General features: G+C 30.5%; 16 protein-coding genes. 4 read left to right on the top strand and 12 right to left on the bottom strand.

The annotated features are described in order from the left end of the window. Nucleotides 1-7: 7 nt before the first annotated feature. The gene (gene mfd, locus Q4512_RS06345; RefSeq protein WP_303423057.1) at nucleotides 8-3,358 is read right to left on the bottom strand and encodes a transcription-repair coupling factor; all 3,351 of its coding nucleotides are present in this window, start codon (nucleotides 3,356-3,358) and stop codon (nucleotides 8-10) included. 304 nt (nucleotides 3,359-3,662) lie between these two features. Here mfd and Q4512_RS06340 point away from each other — a divergent pair, with 304 nt between their 5' ends. Continuing rightward, the gene (locus Q4512_RS06340; RefSeq protein WP_303423054.1) at nucleotides 3,663-4,094 is read left to right on the top strand and encodes a TerB family tellurite resistance protein; all 432 of its coding nucleotides are present in this window, start codon (nucleotides 3,663-3,665) and stop codon (nucleotides 4,092-4,094) included. 51 nt (nucleotides 4,095-4,145) lie between these two features. Here Q4512_RS06340 and Q4512_RS06335 read toward each other — a convergent pair whose 3' ends face one another. The 5 genes from Q4512_RS06335 to fbp form a co-directional block, all read right to left on the bottom strand. Continuing rightward, entirely contained in the window at nucleotides 4,146-5,660 is a 1,515-nt protein-coding gene (locus Q4512_RS06335; RefSeq protein ID WP_303423051.1) for an ATP-binding protein, read from the bottom strand. Nucleotides 5,661-5,664: 4 nt separating this feature from the next. Further along, nucleotides 5,665-6,159, bottom strand: a complete 495-nt coding sequence (locus Q4512_RS06330; RefSeq protein ID WP_303423049.1) for a Rab family GTPase — start codon at nucleotides 6,157-6,159, stop codon at nucleotides 5,665-5,667. Next, complete coding sequence (locus Q4512_RS06325) at nucleotides 6,146-6,964, bottom strand: cell envelope biogenesis protein OmpA (RefSeq protein ID WP_303423046.1); 819 nt, start codon at nucleotides 6,962-6,964, stop codon at nucleotides 6,146-6,148. The genes Q4512_RS06330 and Q4512_RS06325 overlap by 14 nt, the downstream gene beginning before the upstream one ends. An 18-nt stretch (nucleotides 6,965-6,982) precedes the next feature. Then, nucleotides 6,983-7,345 (bottom strand): fructose 1,6-bisphosphatase, encoded by a 363-nt coding sequence (locus tag Q4512_RS06320; protein WP_303423043.1) that lies wholly within the window; start codon nucleotides 7,343-7,345, stop codon nucleotides 6,983-6,985. A gap of 72 nt (nucleotides 7,346-7,417) precedes the next feature. Next, nucleotides 7,418-8,422, bottom strand: a complete 1,005-nt coding sequence (fbp, locus tag Q4512_RS06315; protein WP_303423040.1) for a class 1 fructose-bisphosphatase — start codon at nucleotides 8,420-8,422, stop codon at nucleotides 7,418-7,420. A gap of 119 nt (nucleotides 8,423-8,541) precedes the next feature. Between fbp and Q4512_RS06310 the strand changes: the two genes are divergently transcribed. The 3 genes from Q4512_RS06310 to Q4512_RS06300 all read left to right on the top strand — a co-directional run bounded on the left by Q4512_RS06310 (nucleotide 8,542) and on the right by Q4512_RS06300 (nucleotide 12,166). Then, complete coding sequence (locus Q4512_RS06310; RefSeq protein WP_303423037.1) at nucleotides 8,542-9,021, top strand: GNAT family N-acetyltransferase; 480 nt, start codon at nucleotides 8,542-8,544, stop codon at nucleotides 9,019-9,021. Next, nucleotides 9,018-10,268 carry an aspartate kinase gene (locus Q4512_RS06305; RefSeq protein ID WP_303423035.1) on the top strand — a complete coding sequence of 417 codons (1,251 nt, stop codon included), beginning with the start codon at nucleotides 9,018-9,020 and terminating at the stop codon, nucleotides 10,266-10,268. The genes Q4512_RS06310 and Q4512_RS06305 overlap by 4 nt, the downstream gene beginning before the upstream one ends. Before the next feature lie 74 nt (nucleotides 10,269-10,342). Continuing rightward, the gene (locus tag Q4512_RS06300; RefSeq protein WP_303423031.1) at nucleotides 10,343-12,166 is read left to right on the top strand and encodes a lysophospholipid acyltransferase family protein; all 1,824 of its coding nucleotides are present in this window, start codon (nucleotides 10,343-10,345) and stop codon (nucleotides 12,164-12,166) included. Nucleotides 12,167-12,199: 33 nt separating this feature from the next. Here Q4512_RS06300 and Q4512_RS06295 read toward each other — a convergent pair whose 3' ends face one another. From Q4512_RS06295 to Q4512_RS06270, 6 genes are all read right to left on the bottom strand, one after another. Further along, nucleotides 12,200-12,532, bottom strand: a complete 333-nt coding sequence (locus Q4512_RS06295) for a helix-turn-helix transcriptional regulator (RefSeq protein ID WP_303423030.1) — start codon at nucleotides 12,530-12,532, stop codon at nucleotides 12,200-12,202. A 105-nt stretch (nucleotides 12,533-12,637) separates the two neighbouring features. Next, nucleotides 12,638-13,096: a YtxH domain-containing protein gene (locus Q4512_RS06290; RefSeq protein ID WP_303423027.1), complete on the bottom strand. Its 459-nt coding sequence runs from the start codon at nucleotides 13,094-13,096 to the stop codon at nucleotides 12,638-12,640. Nucleotides 13,097-13,183: 87 nt separating this feature from the next. Then, nucleotides 13,184-13,765 carry a hypothetical protein gene (locus Q4512_RS06285; protein ID WP_303423024.1) on the bottom strand — a complete coding sequence of 194 codons (582 nt, stop codon included), beginning with the start codon at nucleotides 13,763-13,765 and terminating at the stop codon, nucleotides 13,184-13,186. A 2-nt stretch (nucleotides 13,766-13,767) separates the two neighbouring features. Beyond that, nucleotides 13,768-14,154, bottom strand: a complete 387-nt coding sequence (locus Q4512_RS06280) for a VOC family protein (protein WP_303423021.1) — start codon at nucleotides 14,152-14,154, stop codon at nucleotides 13,768-13,770. Between the two features lie 55 nt (nucleotides 14,155-14,209). Then, a complete protein-coding gene (locus tag Q4512_RS06275) occupies nucleotides 14,210-14,668 on the bottom strand; it encodes a DUF1801 domain-containing protein (protein WP_303423018.1) in 459 nt (152 codons plus the stop codon). Beyond that, the gene (locus Q4512_RS06270; RefSeq protein ID WP_303423015.1) at nucleotides 14,658-15,083 is read right to left on the bottom strand and encodes a hypothetical protein; all 426 of its coding nucleotides are present in this window, start codon (nucleotides 15,081-15,083) and stop codon (nucleotides 14,658-14,660) included. The genes Q4512_RS06275 and Q4512_RS06270 overlap by 11 nt, the downstream gene beginning before the upstream one ends. Nucleotide 15,084 lies beyond the last annotated feature (1 nt).

Here is a 15,084-nt window from a genome sequence, read left to right as displayed (position 1 = left end):
TCAAAGGTTATGCCAAAATAGGGTTTAATGCGTTTAATGCTTTGTCTACAGTGTTAATTTTATCAAAAGTAAGCAATAATCTTAAACCTGTTCTGGTTTGTTTTTCTTTCATTTTACAAGCTTGTGGATTCGCTTGAATGTATTGCAAGACTTTTGTAAAGCCTTGGCTTTGGTAAAAGGCGCTTTGTTGATCGTTAATAAAATAACCAATTAGTTTGCCTTTTTTCATTATTATTTTTTCTAAACCTAACTTAGTAGCAATCCATTTTATTCTAACCGAATTTAATAAGTCTACAACTTGTGTTGGTAATTCTCCAAATCTATCGATAAGTTGTGTTTCGAATAGGATTAGTTCTTCTTCGGTTTTTATATTGTTTAATTGGGTGTATAGGTTTAATCTTTCGGCTATATTGTTTACATAATCGTCTGGAAATAGTAGCGAGAAATCACTATCAATAGTAATATCTTTTACATATTCTTTTTCTTTTCCATCGTCTTCATAAAGATCTTTAAACTCATTTTCTTTAAGCTCTTCGATGGCTTCATTTAGAATTTTCTGATACGTATCAAACCCAATATCATTAATAAATCCGCTTTGTTCACCACCAAGTAAATCTCCAGCTCCACGAATTTCTAGATCTTTCATTGCAATATTAAAACCACTACCAAGCTCTGTAAATTGCTCTAACGCAGTAATACGTTTTCTTGCGTCTGTGGTCATTGCAGAGTATTCTGGAGTTATAAAATAACAAAATGCTTTTTTATTGCTTCGACCAACACGACCACGCATTTGGTGTAAATCACTAAGTCCGAAATTATTTGCATTATTAATAAAAATGGTATTTGCATTTGGTACATCGAGACCACTTTCTATAATGGTTGTGCTTACAAGAACATCAAAATCGCCATTCATAAAAGCGAGCATAAGTTGCTCTAGTTTTTTTCCATCTAGTTGCCCATGACCTATACCAATTTTAGCATCAGGAACAAGTCGTTGTATCATTCCTGCCACTTCTTTAATATTTTCTATTCTGTTATGAATGAAGAAAATTTGGCCACCTCGTTGAATCTCATAACTAATAGCATCGCGAATCCTTTCTTCACTAAAACGAATTACATTACTCTCAATAGGATAACGATTTGGAGGAGCAGTTGTAATTACTGACATATCTCTTGCAGCCATTAAACTAAACTGAAGCGTTCTAGGTATTGGTGTTGCTGTTAAAGTTAACACATCTACATTATGTTTTAGTGTTTTTAGTTTTTCTTTTACAGCGACACCAAATTTTTGTTCCTCATCTACAATGAGCAATCCTAAATCTTTAAATTTCACATTTTTATTTACCAGTTGATGTGTTCCGATGATGATGTCTACATGTCCTTTTTCAAGCTTCTCTATGGTTTCCCGTTTTTCTTTTGCTGTTCTAAAGCGGTTTAGATAATCTACAGTTACTGGAAATTCTTTTAAACGCTCTGCAAAAGTTCTAGAATGTTGGTATGCTAAAATGGTAGTTGGTACTAAAACAGCAACTTGTTTCCCATTATCAACTGCTTTAAAAGCGGCACGAATAGCAACTTCTGTTTTACCAAACCCAACATCACCACAAATTAGTCGATCCATTGGTCTTTCGCTTTCCATGTCTGCTTTAATATCTGCAGTTGCTGTGCTTTGGTCTGGAGTATCTTCGTAAATAAATGAAGCTTCTAGTTCGTGTTGTAAATAAGAATCTGGATTATATTGGTATCCTTTTTCTAGTTTTCGTTTTGCATAAACTTTAATAAGGTTGAATGCAATTTCTTTAACTCTAGATTTTGTTTTTTGTTTTAAAACCTTCCAAGCTTTACTGCCTAATTTATATACTTTTGGAGGCTTTCCATCTTTACCATTAAATTTGGTGATTTTATGTAAAGAATGAATGCTTAAATATAATATATCACGTTCCCCATAAACCAATTTTATGGCTTCTTGTTTTTTGCCTTCTACATCAATTTTTTGCAGACCGCCAAATTTACCAATACCATGATCTATATGTGTAACATAATCTCCAATATCTAAGTTTGTAAGTTCTTTTAAGGTAATTGATTGCTTTTTTGCATAGCCATTTTTAAGATGAAATTTATGGTAGCGTTCAAATATTTGATGGTCTGTATAACAAATTATTTTATTGTCATGATCTACAAAACCCTGAAAAAGGGAAAGTACTATGGTTTTATATTTTACCTCTTGATCTACGTCTTCAAAAATATCATGGAAACGTTTTGCTTGTTGTTCGCTAGCACAAGCGATATAATTGGTAAAGCCTTTGTTGTGGTTACTGTTAAGGTTTTCGATTAAAAGCTCAAAATTTTTATTAAAAGCTGGTTGTGGTGTTGTTTTAAACGCTATAAGTTGCGATGTATCGTTGGTTTTAGAGAGGATTGCAGATGTGCCAAATTCGATTACATTAAACTCTAAAAGTTGTTTTTTTAATAGTGTTGCACTACAAAATAGTTCTTTAGGTGCAGCATGTTTGATTTCTGAAGAAAGTGCATCGAAAGCTTCTACTGCTTTTTCAAAAAGCGAATCTACTCTAGAAAAAATAAGATCTGTGTTTTTAGTAAAGACCACTGTTTTTTGTGCGATATATTTTAAAAAACTTTGTCTGCTTTCTTCTAGAAATTTATTAGCAACATTAGGAATGATACTTATTTTTTTAATCTGTTCTGTCGAGAGTTGTGTTTCTACATCGAAGGTACGAATGCTGTCTACCTCGTCACCAAAAAACTCAATTCTATAGGGCTCGTCATTACTAAAGGAGAACACATCTACAATACCACCACGCACTGAAAACTCTCCAGGTTCTGTAACAAAATCTACACGTTTAAATTTGTATGTAAATAGTATTTCGTTTACAAAGTCTATAGAAAGGTCATCGTTTACCGAGATTTTTAATGTGTTTTTTTCGAGTTCTCTACGCGTTACTACTTTTTCGAAAAGTGCATCTGGATAGGTAACAATTATAGCAGGTTTTTTACGCGAGTTTATTCTGTTTAAAACTTCGGCGCGAAGCAATACGTTTGCATTATCTGTTTCTTCTATTTGGTATGGTCTTCTGTAGCTTCCAGGATAAAAGAGTACATCTTTTGTATTTAGTAATAGTTCTAAATCATTAAGATAAAATGCAGCTTCTTCTTTATCGTTAAAAATAAGTAGAAACGGTTTGTCTGCTTGTTTAAAAGTTTGTGAAACTATAAAGGAAAGCGAAGAGCCAACAAGTTCTTTAATATGTGTTTTTGTTTCGGTTTGGGCAATAGCATTTTGCAGTTTTTGCGTTTGCAAAGACTGTGCGTAGGTTTGCGAGAGAAGTGTTTTACTCACCTAAATAATTTTTTTGTAAATATACTACTTCCATTTTTTTTTTGTTAAGAATTGATGTCTGTTTTTTTCTTCTTTTATATCGTTTGTTTTTTTTATTAGAATCCCTTAACGAAGCGATACATTTTGCATTAGGGATTGTAGTGGTTAGCTTTTGGCGCGTGTGCGCTTTAAGCCAAAACTATTAACGGAAAGCGCGACGTTACGTAGCTTAAGCGAAGTAGTGTAATGCCATAAAAAAAGCTATTAATAATCTTTTAAAAAGTGTTTAGTTTAATTATCTTTGTCGCACTTAAAAAAAGAATATATGTCAATTTCAGATTTATTTGATAGTGGGTTTAAAAAGCGTAATGAAGATCATTTTGCATCAATAGTTAGAGTTGCAATGGATGATGGTGTTATTACTGATGAGGAGAAGGCGTTTTTAGATCGTTTAGCTAGAAATTTAGATATTAGCGAAGGGGATTATGCCACGATTTTAAAGGATTATGCTTCTCATAATATCAATCCTCCAACTTCTTACGATAGACGTTTAGAGCGTTTGTTTGATTTGGCTAGAATGGTACATGTAGATCATATTAAAGGAGATCATGAAGAGATTGTTTTACGCAAAATAGCTGTTGGTTTAGGGTTTTCTGCTATAAACGTAAAATATGTAGTAGATAAAGCACTTACTTTAGTTAGTAATAAAGTAGATTTAGATACTTTTATGGAAGAAATTAAAACGATGAACAAATAATTTATTATTGAAGTTTATACAAAAAAGGCGAACTAATTAGTTCGCCTTTTTTTATTTTAAATATTTTGTGATGGTTTCTAGTAAGCTTTTTTCGTCGAAAGGTTTGCTAATAACATCGTTTATTTTTGCTTTTTTATAGCGTTTTAAATCTTCGGGAAATACTTTACCTGTTAATGCTATAATTGGTATTTTTTTGATTTCTTTTTCTGGAAGCTGTCTAATTTCTCTAGCAAGCAGGTCGCCAGATGTATTAGGTAAATTAATATCCATTAAAATTAGATCTGCATGTTGGTTTTTTAAGCTTTCTATTAAATTTTCTGGGTTAGAAACTATGTCTAAATAAAACCTTCTTTGTGCTGCTAGAATTTTAAGTACAGAGAGTTGTGTTATTTCTGAGTTTTCTACTAAAATTATATGGTATTTATCTTTTTCTAGTTTTTCTTGCGTAGGAGTTTGTGCTTTTTTAGATTTCTTTGTATTATCTAATTTAAAGCTTAAGTTTAATGCTAAAGTAGTGCCTTTTTTAAAAGTACTATTAATAGAGATGTTACCTTCCATTAATTTTACAAGGTTTTTAACTATTGCTAAACCTAATCCTGTACCTTTATTTTGTTGACTTTGGTCTATTTGTGTAAAACTATTGAATACTTTTTCTAGGTTTTCTTCTTCAATACCTATTCCTGTATCTGTAATTGCAAAATGAATAGATGCTTTGTTCGCTCTTATTTGATTTAAGGAAATATCTAAATTGATGCTTCCTTTAGTTGTATATTTAATAGCGTTGTCTAGTAAATTGCCAAGTATTTGTTTTAATCTGTATGGATCACCAATAAGTCTTTCTGGTAATTTACTGCCTATGTTATTAAAAAACTCAAGTCCTTTTTCTTCTGCTTTTATTTTATAGGTAAAAATTATTTCTTCTAAAAACTCATTTACATTAAAAGTATCTTCTATTAGATTAAGTTTTCCAACTTCAATTTTAGATATGTCTAAAATGTCTTCAATCATATGTTTTAAATGATTGGAGGATGTATTAATAATATTTAAGTAATCTTTTTGTTGGGAATCTAGATTTGTTTTACTTAAAATATCTACAAAAGTTCCAATACCAGAAAGAGGTTCTCTAATTTCGTGACTAAAATTTGCAATAAAAGTGTTTTTAAATTCTTCTTTCTCTATTAAATATTTGTTTTTTAATTCAAGTATTTGAGAATTTATAACAGATTCGTTTCTCTTTTGTGCAGTTAGTTGGTAGTTGTTATAATGTGTTGTAAGATCTTGTATTATTAATAAGGGGTTTTTATCTTGAAAAGTTTTAAGTGTAACATCTGCAATAATATCTTTGTTTTTAGTATTTAAATGAATACATGAAAATATAAATTCTTTATCCTTTTTAGTTTCTAATAAGGTAGTAGTACTTTCAAAAAAAGGGTGTAAACTAGTTATGTTTTTTTTTATTATTTTTGAAAAGAACGCATCGTCAGACTCTAAGATATTACCTTTTGTATCTAAAATTAGATATTGAATAATAGCTTTTTCGTGAGCTATTTTGTGTTCTGCAAGCATTATTCTATAGTTTAAGTAGTTGTTTAGCTAAAGTAGAGAATAGATCATTAACTTTAGTATTTGCTTTTGCACTTGTATAAAAATCGACAAACGGTTTAAAAACATCGCTGTTCTGTTTGATAAAGTCTTTTGTAACTAAGTCGTTTTTGTTTCCAACAACTTTTACAGGAATATTTGGATAGTTTGTTTTAACAAAGTTTAAATCACTTTCTAATTGTTGGTAAGTTGCAGGTCTTGTTAGGTCGAAAACGTAAATAATACCACTAGTACCTAACATGTAGGAAGCTCTAGTGTTTGTAATATCGTCGTTACCTTCTAAATCCCAAATGATCAAGGAAACAGTTTCTTTTTCAGAAATTACGACTTCTTTTTTTAATATATGTACACCAATAGTCACTTTATAATTGTCTGTAAAAGTGTCTTCTACAAAACGTCTAATAAGCGAAGATTTACCAACGCCAAAATGACCTAGTAAAACAATTTTTTTAGAGATATTCATTAGCAAAATATGCTTTTAATTTTTTAGTTAAAGATTCTTTATTATTTAAATCTGTTTTGTTAATAATGTTTTGAGCAAAATCTAGAAGTTTATCTTCTAATTCACTTTTATGAGTAGCATTAAATATGCCAGAAATTACAACAGCGATATAATAAGACGAAAAATTTTGAAGATATATAGTATAGGTTTCATACTCAATAAGTTCTAGGTTTTGGTCGTTTTTTTTAAAAGCATCTTCTACAAAACTTTTAATTGCTGTTAGCATACCTGCAACCATATCTTCGTCTATATCATCAGTTTTAGAGTATTTAGAGATAAGTAAACCAGATCCTTTTTCAATAACCATAAACTGGTTTAATTTAGGAGCAAATTGCTGGGCAACAATTAAATCTGCTTCGCTAACCCCTGAAGCTTTAGCTTTAAATTTTCGTTTAAAGCCTTTAAAAGAAAAAGTATTGTCTATTTGTTGGTTTATTTTTTCGGATAAAAGTTTAAATTCATTTTGAATATATTTTTTTATCATTCTACCTAAAATAGGGTACAATACTTCAACTACTGCGTCTTGAGAGTTCTTTATCTCGGTTTTTAAAGCTTCTGTAATCGTTGGTCCTAAGGTGTCTGGTATTTCAAGAACAAATTTATTTAGTTTGTCTTCTATAATAGGGTCTACCTTTTCCGATAAGTTATTTTTTTTATTTAATGTTTCTTCAAGAATTTTAATTTTTTCATGAATAGATAAAGCATATTCTCTTTCATCTGTTAGTAAGATGTCTTTAAGAACTTTAAGTTTATCTTCTTGATTCATAAGTGCTAGTAATTGGTATTACTTGCTTATTTTTTCGCCAAGATTTATTAATAAATCACCAAACAATTTTCTGTCTAATTTTTTATCGTCAAGGCTATCTGCTTTGTCATTAAAAGAATCTTCAATTTCTGTAATTCTAATATTAATGTCGGTACTTAAATTGTCGATGTTTTGAAGTAATTCTTTTCGAACATCATCCATCAAGTTTTCTAACTCTTGTTTCTTGGAAAGAATATCCTTTTTAACGGCTTCAAACTCAATTTCATAAGCTTGCATATTCTCTCCAAAAATGAGCTGTTTTATTGCGTCAATTTTAGATGAAGCTTCCACATTAGAATCTTGCGTTGAGGTATTATTATTTTCGTGTTTATCTTTAGCCATGATGGTTTAGCTTTTGTTTAAAAAAGTAATGTACAAAAATAATAAAAAAGGAAGGACTTAAACTAGTATTTTTTAAGCGTTTTGCATAAATTCTTCTGCTTTTTCAACCATATTCTTACTTCCACATAAAAAAGGCACTCTTTGGTGTAATTCTGTAGGTTTAATTTCCATGATTCTGGTAAAACCATCACTAGCTTTTCCGTTAGCTTGTTCTGCTAGAAATGCCATTGGATTACACTCATACAATAAGCGTAATTTCCCTTCCGAATTTTTAGAACTTTTTGGATACATGTAGATTCCACCTTTAATCATATTTCTATGAAAATCGGAAACTAAAGAACCAATATATCTGCTTGTATATGGTCTGTCTCCTTCTTCCATTTGGCAATATTTGATGTAGTTTTTTACACCTTGAGGAAAATGTACGTAGTTACCTTCATTAACAGAATAAATTTTTCCATCTACAGGGAATTGCATGTCTGGATGCGATAAGTAAAACGTTCCAATAGCTGGGTTAAGAGTAAAACCATTAACACCATCTCCAGTGGTATAAACAATCATTGTTGATGTACCATAAACGATATATCCGGCAGCTACTTGTTCACTTCCTTTTTGTAAAAAATCTTCTAAAGTTACAGGAGTTCCAATTGGTGTTACACGTCTGTAAATAGAAAAAATAGTTCCTACAGAAACATTTACATCTATGTTAGAAGAGCCATCTAGAGGATCTATTAATACAATATATTTGTTTTGGTTGTTTTCGTCTTGGCTATTAATTGCAATAAAATCATCTTCTTCTTCACTTGCAATACCACATACTATATTTCTTTTTGTAAGTGTTTGAATAAATTTCTCATTGGCATAAACATCTAGTTTTTGCTGATCTTCTCCTTGAATGTTTGTATCGCCAGCTGCACCAATAATATCTACTAAACCAGCTTTGTTTACTTCGTGATTAACCACTTTTGCTGCTAAACGAATGGAGTTTATAAGTCTAGATAACTCACCAGAAGTATATTTAAAAGATGTTTGGTTTTCTATAATAAATTCTCCTAATGTTTGTTTTTTTCTAGACATAATAGCTTTATTGTTGTTTTTACAAATATCGTATTTTTTAACAAACTATAACGTTATCGTTTTATAATAATGCATAAAAATTAGTGTCTTTAAACTATATTTGATAATAAAATAAACAAATGAACTATATTATAAGAGACGCTATAAAAAGTGATGTAAAACAAATATTAGATTTAATAGTAGAACTAGCAGTTTTTGAAAAAGAACCAAATGCAGTAGAAGTTACTATTAAAGATTTAGAAGAAGATGGTTTTGGAGACACCCCAGTTTTTAAATGTTTTGTAGCAGAATTTAATAATGAAATTGCTGGAATTGCTTTAGTATATAATAGATACTCCACCTGGAAAGGTAAAATAATTCATCTTGAAGACCTTATTGTAAGTGAAAAACACAGAGGTAAAGGTCTTGGTACTTTACTTTTAAATCAAGTAGTTATTTATGGAAACCAACTAGGTGTTAAAAGAATTAATTGGGAAGTAATTGATTGGAATCAACCTGCTATCGATTTTTATGAACAAAAAGGAGCAAAAGTACTTCGTGACTGGGATGTTGTGCAACTGGATGAAAATGGAATAAAAAACTATTTATTAAATATATGAGGGTTTTTAAATTTGGAGGTGCATCTATTAAAGATGCTCAAGGTGTAAAAAACTTAGTAAAAACATTACAAACAGTTGGATTTAATAATACCTTAATTGTAGTTTCAGCAATGGGTAAAATCACCAATGCTTTAGAACAAGTTATAGATAAATATTATAAGGATAAAACTGCATTACAAAGTGCTATTCAAGAAATTAAAAAATTTCATAATGCCATATTGTTAGATCTTTTTAGTGACGAAAATCATGTTATATATGCTAAAGTTAGTGGTTTGTTAGACGAATTAAATAGCTTTTTTCAAACTAATAAATCACCAGATTATAATTATGTATATGATCAAACTATTTGTTATGGAGAACTAGTTTCTACTACTATTATTAGCGAATATTTTAAAGAAATTGGCATTAAAAATAGCTGGTTAGATGTTAGAGAATATATTAAGACAGACAATTATTATAGAAGAGCAAACGTAAATTGGCAAATTACACAAGAACAAATAAGTAAAAATTTTAATACCAACACTTTAAATATTACTCAAGGTTTTATTGGTAGTGATGCTAATAATTTTACAACCACTTTAGGAAGAGAGGGAAGCGATTATACTGCAGCAATTTTTGCTTATTGTTTAAATGCCGAAAGTGTAACCATCTGGAAAGATGTTCCTGGTGTGTTAAATGCAGATCCTCGTTATTTTGAAAATGCACAATTATTAAGCAAAATATCGTATAAAGAAGCCATCGAGTTAGCTTTTTATGGCGCTTCAGTAATACATCCAAAAACATTACAGCCATTACAGCAAAAAGAAATACCGTTATTTGTTAAATCTTTTTTAAATCCAGAAGCTGCAGGAACTAAGGTGAGTAAAGGAGTAGATTTAGATCCAGAAATACCTTGTTTTATTGTAAAGAAAAATCAAATACTAATTTCACTTTCCTCTTTAGATTTCTCCTATATCGTAGAAGAAAACATAAGCGAAATATTTAATTTACTTCATTTATATAAAATGAAAGTAGATGTAATACAAAACTCTGCAATTAGTTTTTCTGTTTGTATTGAAAATAATTATGGTAATTTAGGAGAGTTAATACAACATCTTAAAGCAAAATTTAAAGTGAAATATAATGAAAACGTTTCGTTATATACTATTAGACATAGTAATGAGCAGGTTGTTAAACAATTAGAAAAGGATAAAAATGTGTTATTAAAACAAGTAACACAGTCCACCACACAGATTGTTACTAAGTAAACATTTATTACATTTGCGTTTGCCAGTAGATTTTTTCTGTAAGTAAAAAAATAATTTAGTATAAATAACCAATCATGAGTCTAGTAACAGCAAAAGAAGTAGCAAAAGCCATACATGTTGATAAATATGGTTTTGTTGGTACCTTTTTTGGTTGGCTATTAATGAAAGTTCTAAAAATATCTACTTTAAACCGAATTTATAATAGGAACAAACATCTTGAAGGGTTGCCTTTTTTAGAAGCTATTTTAGATGAATTTCAAATTAAATTTGAAATTCCGGAAGAAGATTTAAAGCGTTTGCCAAAAGACGGAGCCTATATAACTGTATCTAATCATCCACTTGGTGGAATTGATGGAATCTTACTTTTAAAGCTGATGCTAGAGCAAAGAGAAGACTTTAAAATTATAGCAAATTTCTTGCTTCATCGTATTGAGCCAATGAAACCATATATCATGCCTGTTAACCCTTTTGAAGACAGAAAAGATGTAAAGTCTAGCATTGCAGGATTTAAAAATGCAATTACGCATTTACGAGATGGTCATCCACTTGGTGTATTTCCAGCTGGAGAAGTTTCTACCTATAAAGATGGAAAGTTAATGGTCGATAAGCCATGGGAAGAAACTGCCATTAAGCTTATTAAAAGAGCAGAAGTACCTGTTGTACCTATTTATTTTCACGCTAAAAATTCGAAGTTGTTTTACAAGCTTTCTAAAATTAGTGATACGTTTAGAACAGCCAAATTACCATCAGAGCTTTTAACGCAAAAACGTAGAACTATTAAAGTTAGAATAGGAAAACCAATTAGTGTAAACGACCAAAAAGAACACGAAACAATTGAAGGTTTTTCTGAGTTTTTAAGAAAGAAAACGTACATGTTATCGCATGCATTTGAAGATAAACCAAAGATGCTAGATAATCTTTCTAACACTTTAAAAACACCTCCAAAACCACCAAAACGTATAGCAACTCCAGGAAATGCAGAGTCTATGCTAGAAGAAGTTGAAGCATTACGAAATGAAGATTTAAGACTTTTACAAAGTAAGAATTATGAAGTGTTTTTAACTCCAGCTAGTAAAATACCTAATATTCTTCATGAGATAGGGCGTCTACGTGAAATTACATTTAGAGAGGTTGGTGAAGGAACTAATGAAGCGATTGATTTAGATAGCTTTGATAATTATTATCACCATATGTTTCTTTGGGATAACGATGCCAATACTTTAGCTGGAGCCTATCGAATGGGTTTAGGTTCTCAAATATTTGAAAAATATGGGATTGATGGTTTTTACCTTCAAGATTTATTTAGGTTTGAACCGGAGTTATACAAAATGATGAGCCAGTCTATTGAAATGGGAAGAGCCTTCATTATTAAAAGCTACCAACTAAAACCTATGCCTTTATTTTTACTTTGGAAAGGCATTGTACATACTACACTACGCTACCCAGAACATAAATATCTAATTGGAGGTGTTAGTATTAGTAATCAGTTTTCAAATTTCTCCAAATCTTTAATGATTGAGTTTATGAAATCTAATTATTATGATCCTTATGTAGCGCAATATGTGCATCCAAAAAAAGAATTTAAAGTCGTTTTAAAAGATGCTGATAAAGACTTTGTTTTTGATGAAGCGGAAGCAGATTTAAACAAGTTTGATAAAATTATTGATGAAGTAGAACCTGGAGCATTACGACTTCCTGTATTGCTAAAAAAGTACATTAAACAAAATGCTAAATTGGTTGCTTTTAATGTTGATCCTTTATTTAATAATGCAGTAGATGGTTTGATGTATATAAAAATTGCTGACTTACCAGAAAGCACTGTTCGTCCTGTTATGGAAGAGTTTCAAGCTGAATTAGAACGTAAATTTGCTAATGGAGAGAATACAGAAAGCGAATAGTTTATCCTCGTATTTATATATTAAAAAACCAATTTATTTAACGCTACTATTTACTTGAGTCTTTACAAAAAAGTCGTTAATAAGTCTTCTACATGCATTTAGTTTTTCGGTATTAATAGAATAACTTAAACTTTTCCCACTTGCAGATTGATCTAGCAAACCAATTTTTTTTATTTCGCTTAAATGTTGTGATATGGTTGGTTGTGCTAAACCAATTTCTTTTACAATATCATTGCAAATACAACCAGATTGGCTACTGCTAATATATTTTATTATCGCAACTCTAGCAGGATGACTAAAGACTTTAGCGACTTTAGCTAAGTAATTATTATCTGCATCATGAATGTTTGATTTAGTAGATCCCATAAGTGTAATTTATAATTCTATTACAAATATAATAGTAATATTGCAATATTACGATATTGTGTCTCATAAAAAAAGCCAAAATGTTAATTTTGGCTTTTTTATATTTTAAAGCGATTTAAACCAATCTTGAAACATCGCTCCAACAACAGGAGTTGGTTTCTTTTCTCCACTTAATGCGCCTATTAAACTCATAATCCATAATACTAATAATACGATACCAAAAATGCCACCTACAAAAACAGAAACAAAATTTAGCACATAACTAGCAAGTGATAATATTAATAAGCCTAACATTTGTCTAATATAAAATGAACCATATTCCGATTTTTTCTCACCACTATTCATGATTAAGGCTATAATCCATCCAATCCACCAAAAATGTGCAATAATAGCTACGTTTTTACCATCGCTTAATACTTCTTTCGCATCATTTGCAAAGTCTTTCGCTGCTTCTTTTGCGTCATCGGCAAAATCTTCAGCTTTATCTGCTGCTTTTTTTGCACCTTCTTTAGCGCTTCCTATCATATCATCAAGGTCGTCGCTTAAATTTTTGTCATCTGACATAATTTCTTGTTTTTAATTAGTTGACTTCTAATTTAATAAAAAAAAGCTAGATTTTCGTCTAGCTTTTTTTTAATCTGATTTAGTTTTTTATTTAGAACCAAAAAGTCTTTGAAAAAAGCTCTTTGTTTTTACTTTGGTTTCTTCCAGTGTTTCTTTTGCAACTTCGGTTAAATCTTCTAGTTTTTCGTTAGCTTCGTTTACAAACTCTGTGGTTTTATCTGTTACATTATCAAAAGCTTCTTTAGCGTCTTCTGCTAGTTCATTTGCTTTTGCTTTAGCAGTATCTATAGTTTCTTTAGCATCTCCTTCTATAAATTCGTTTGCTTTATCTTTTGCTTTAGAAAAAACTTCTTTAGCGTCTTCTGCTAGTTCACTTGCTTTTGCTTTAGCAGCATCTATAGTTTCTTTAGCATCTCCTTCTATAAATTCGTTTGCCTTGTCTTTTGCTTTAGAAAAAACTTCTTTTGCATCCTCGGCTAAGTCTTCTAATTTATTGCTCGCTTCATTTGCAAACGCACTTGCTTTTTCTTTTGCAGCATCTAATGTTTCACTTGCATTCGTTTTATCTGCAGTTACATCTTCAGAATTATTTATTGTTTGTTGCGTATTTTCAGTAGTATCTTCTATGTTTTTATTTTCTTCAGACATTGTATTATTTATTAAGTTCATTTTTATAGGAAAGGTTGGTCTATAGGTTCCCAAAGTTCAATTTTATTCCCATCGTTATCTAAAATCCAACCAAATTTTCCGTATTCGTATTCCTCCATTTCACCAACAATCGTTACGCCTTCTTCTTTTAATGTAGCTAATAATTCTACTAAGTTTTCTACACGATAGTTAAACATAAAATCTTTTTTAGAAGGCTCGTAATATTTTGTGTCTTCGGCAAACGGGCTCCATTGCGTAGTGCAATCTTTTCCGTCTATATCCTTCCACTTAAAGGTGCAACCATAATCGTCTGTATTAAAACCAAGATGTTTTTTATACCAATCTTTTGCTGCTTTTGGGTCTTTTGTTTTAAAGAATAGACCTCCAATTCCAGTAACTCTTTTTTTCATCAAAATAATTCTTTTGTTCCCTTGAAAAAGGGTGTCTAGTTAAACTTTATTTAATTTACTTCTTTTTAATATTCGTTTCGTAAATATTAATCCACTCCTTAACTGTAAGTTTTGTGCATAGTTCTGCAATTAAATCGAAAGGTATTTCTTCTATCTTTTTAAAGCGAATGCAGCTTTTCCCCATGTCTAATTTGCGTTTGCTATGTTTTGGGTATGCTGTAACAAACCAATCGTGAATTTCTTTTTTTGCATAAATACCACTGTGATATAAATTTATGGAATTTTTTTGAGAGGCAAAACTCAAAAAAGGCAGTGGTGTTTCTGGATTACAATGGTAGCCATCTGGATATATGGAGTGCGGTACTACATAACCAATCATGCCATAAGCAATTCCTTCTTGAAAGCCTTTTGGTAAATTGTCTTTAATGGTTTTACGCAATTTTTTTAAAACCGCTTTTCTTTCTTCAGGTACTTGATTTATGTATTCTTCTGGCGTATCTGCTTTATATTGCATTTTTTTTAGATGTATTAATTACAATTTTCCATCCTAACCAAGCCATTGGTAGGTATGCTAAAACAATATCGGTAATAGTAAACCACGTAGGTCCTGGTAGCATATAATTTACGGTAATGCCTCCCAATAAAAATAAAAAACCAACAGCTAAAGCAAATTTCATTTTATGATTAAAAGCGATATATCCAGCAATTATTGCGCCTACAAAAGTGCCTAAAGCGTGTGCTAGAAAAGGAAAAATAAAAAATTGCGGTTCTAAAGTTGGTATTACTTTTGCTAGTGCATCCATATTATTTGGCTCTACTCCTGGGATAGGTAGTAGCTTGTTACCTAATTGAATAAGTGACATGTTAACTATACTACCAGCAAACCAGCCAAATACTACAGCTAAAATATTTCTAATAATTGGATGCATT

Source organism: Oceanihabitans sp. 2_MG-2023, from assembly GCF_030547245.1.
Lineage (GTDB): Bacteria > Bacteroidota > Bacteroidia > Flavobacteriales > Flavobacteriaceae > Oceanihabitans.
This window is presented reverse-complemented; position numbering and strand designations above follow the sequence as displayed.

Coding starts and splice junctions, on each gene's coding strand:
- Q4512_RS06285 (WP_303423024.1), bottom strand. CDS start 13,765: ATGAACTTAATAAATAATACAATGTCTGAAGAAAATAAAAACATAGAA.
- Q4512_RS06320 (WP_303423043.1), bottom strand. CDS start 7,345: ATGGCTAAAGATAAACACGAAAATAATAATACCTCAACGCAAGATTCT.
- Q4512_RS06340 (WP_303423054.1), top strand. CDS start 3,663: ATGTCAATTTCAGATTTATTTGATAGTGGGTTTAAAAAGCGTAATGAA.
- Q4512_RS06310 (WP_303423037.1), top strand. CDS start 8,542: ATGAACTATATTATAAGAGACGCTATAAAAAGTGATGTAAAACAAATA.
- Q4512_RS06275 (WP_303423018.1), bottom strand. CDS start 14,668: ATGCAATATAAAGCAGATACGCCAGAAGAATACATAAATCAAGTACCT.
- Q4512_RS06290 (WP_303423027.1), bottom strand. CDS start 13,096: ATGTCAGATGACAAAAATTTAAGCGACGACCTTGATGATATGATAGGA.
- Q4512_RS06330 (WP_303423049.1), bottom strand. CDS start 6,159: ATGAATATCTCTAAAAAAATTGTTTTACTAGGTCATTTTGGCGTTGGT.
- Q4512_RS06305 (WP_303423035.1), top strand. CDS start 9,018: ATGAGGGTTTTTAAATTTGGAGGTGCATCTATTAAAGATGCTCAAGGT.
- Q4512_RS06325 (WP_303423046.1), bottom strand. CDS start 6,964: ATGAATCAAGAAGATAAACTTAAAGTTCTTAAAGACATCTTACTAACA.
- Q4512_RS06280 (WP_303423021.1), bottom strand. CDS start 14,154: ATGAAAAAAAGAGTTACTGGAATTGGAGGTCTATTCTTTAAAACAAAA.
- Q4512_RS06335 (WP_303423051.1), bottom strand. CDS start 5,660: ATGCTTGCAGAACACAAAATAGCTCACGAAAAAGCTATTATTCAATAT.
- Q4512_RS06300 (WP_303423031.1), top strand. CDS start 10,343: ATGAGTCTAGTAACAGCAAAAGAAGTAGCAAAAGCCATACATGTTGAT.
- Q4512_RS06295 (WP_303423030.1), bottom strand. CDS start 12,532: ATGGGATCTACTAAATCAAACATTCATGATGCAGATAATAATTACTTA.
- fbp (WP_303423040.1), bottom strand. CDS start 8,422: ATGTCTAGAAAAAAACAAACATTAGGAGAATTTATTATAGAAAACCAA.
- Q4512_RS06270 (WP_303423015.1), bottom strand. CDS start 15,083: ATGCATCCAATTATTAGAAATATTTTAGCTGTAGTATTTGGCTGGTTT.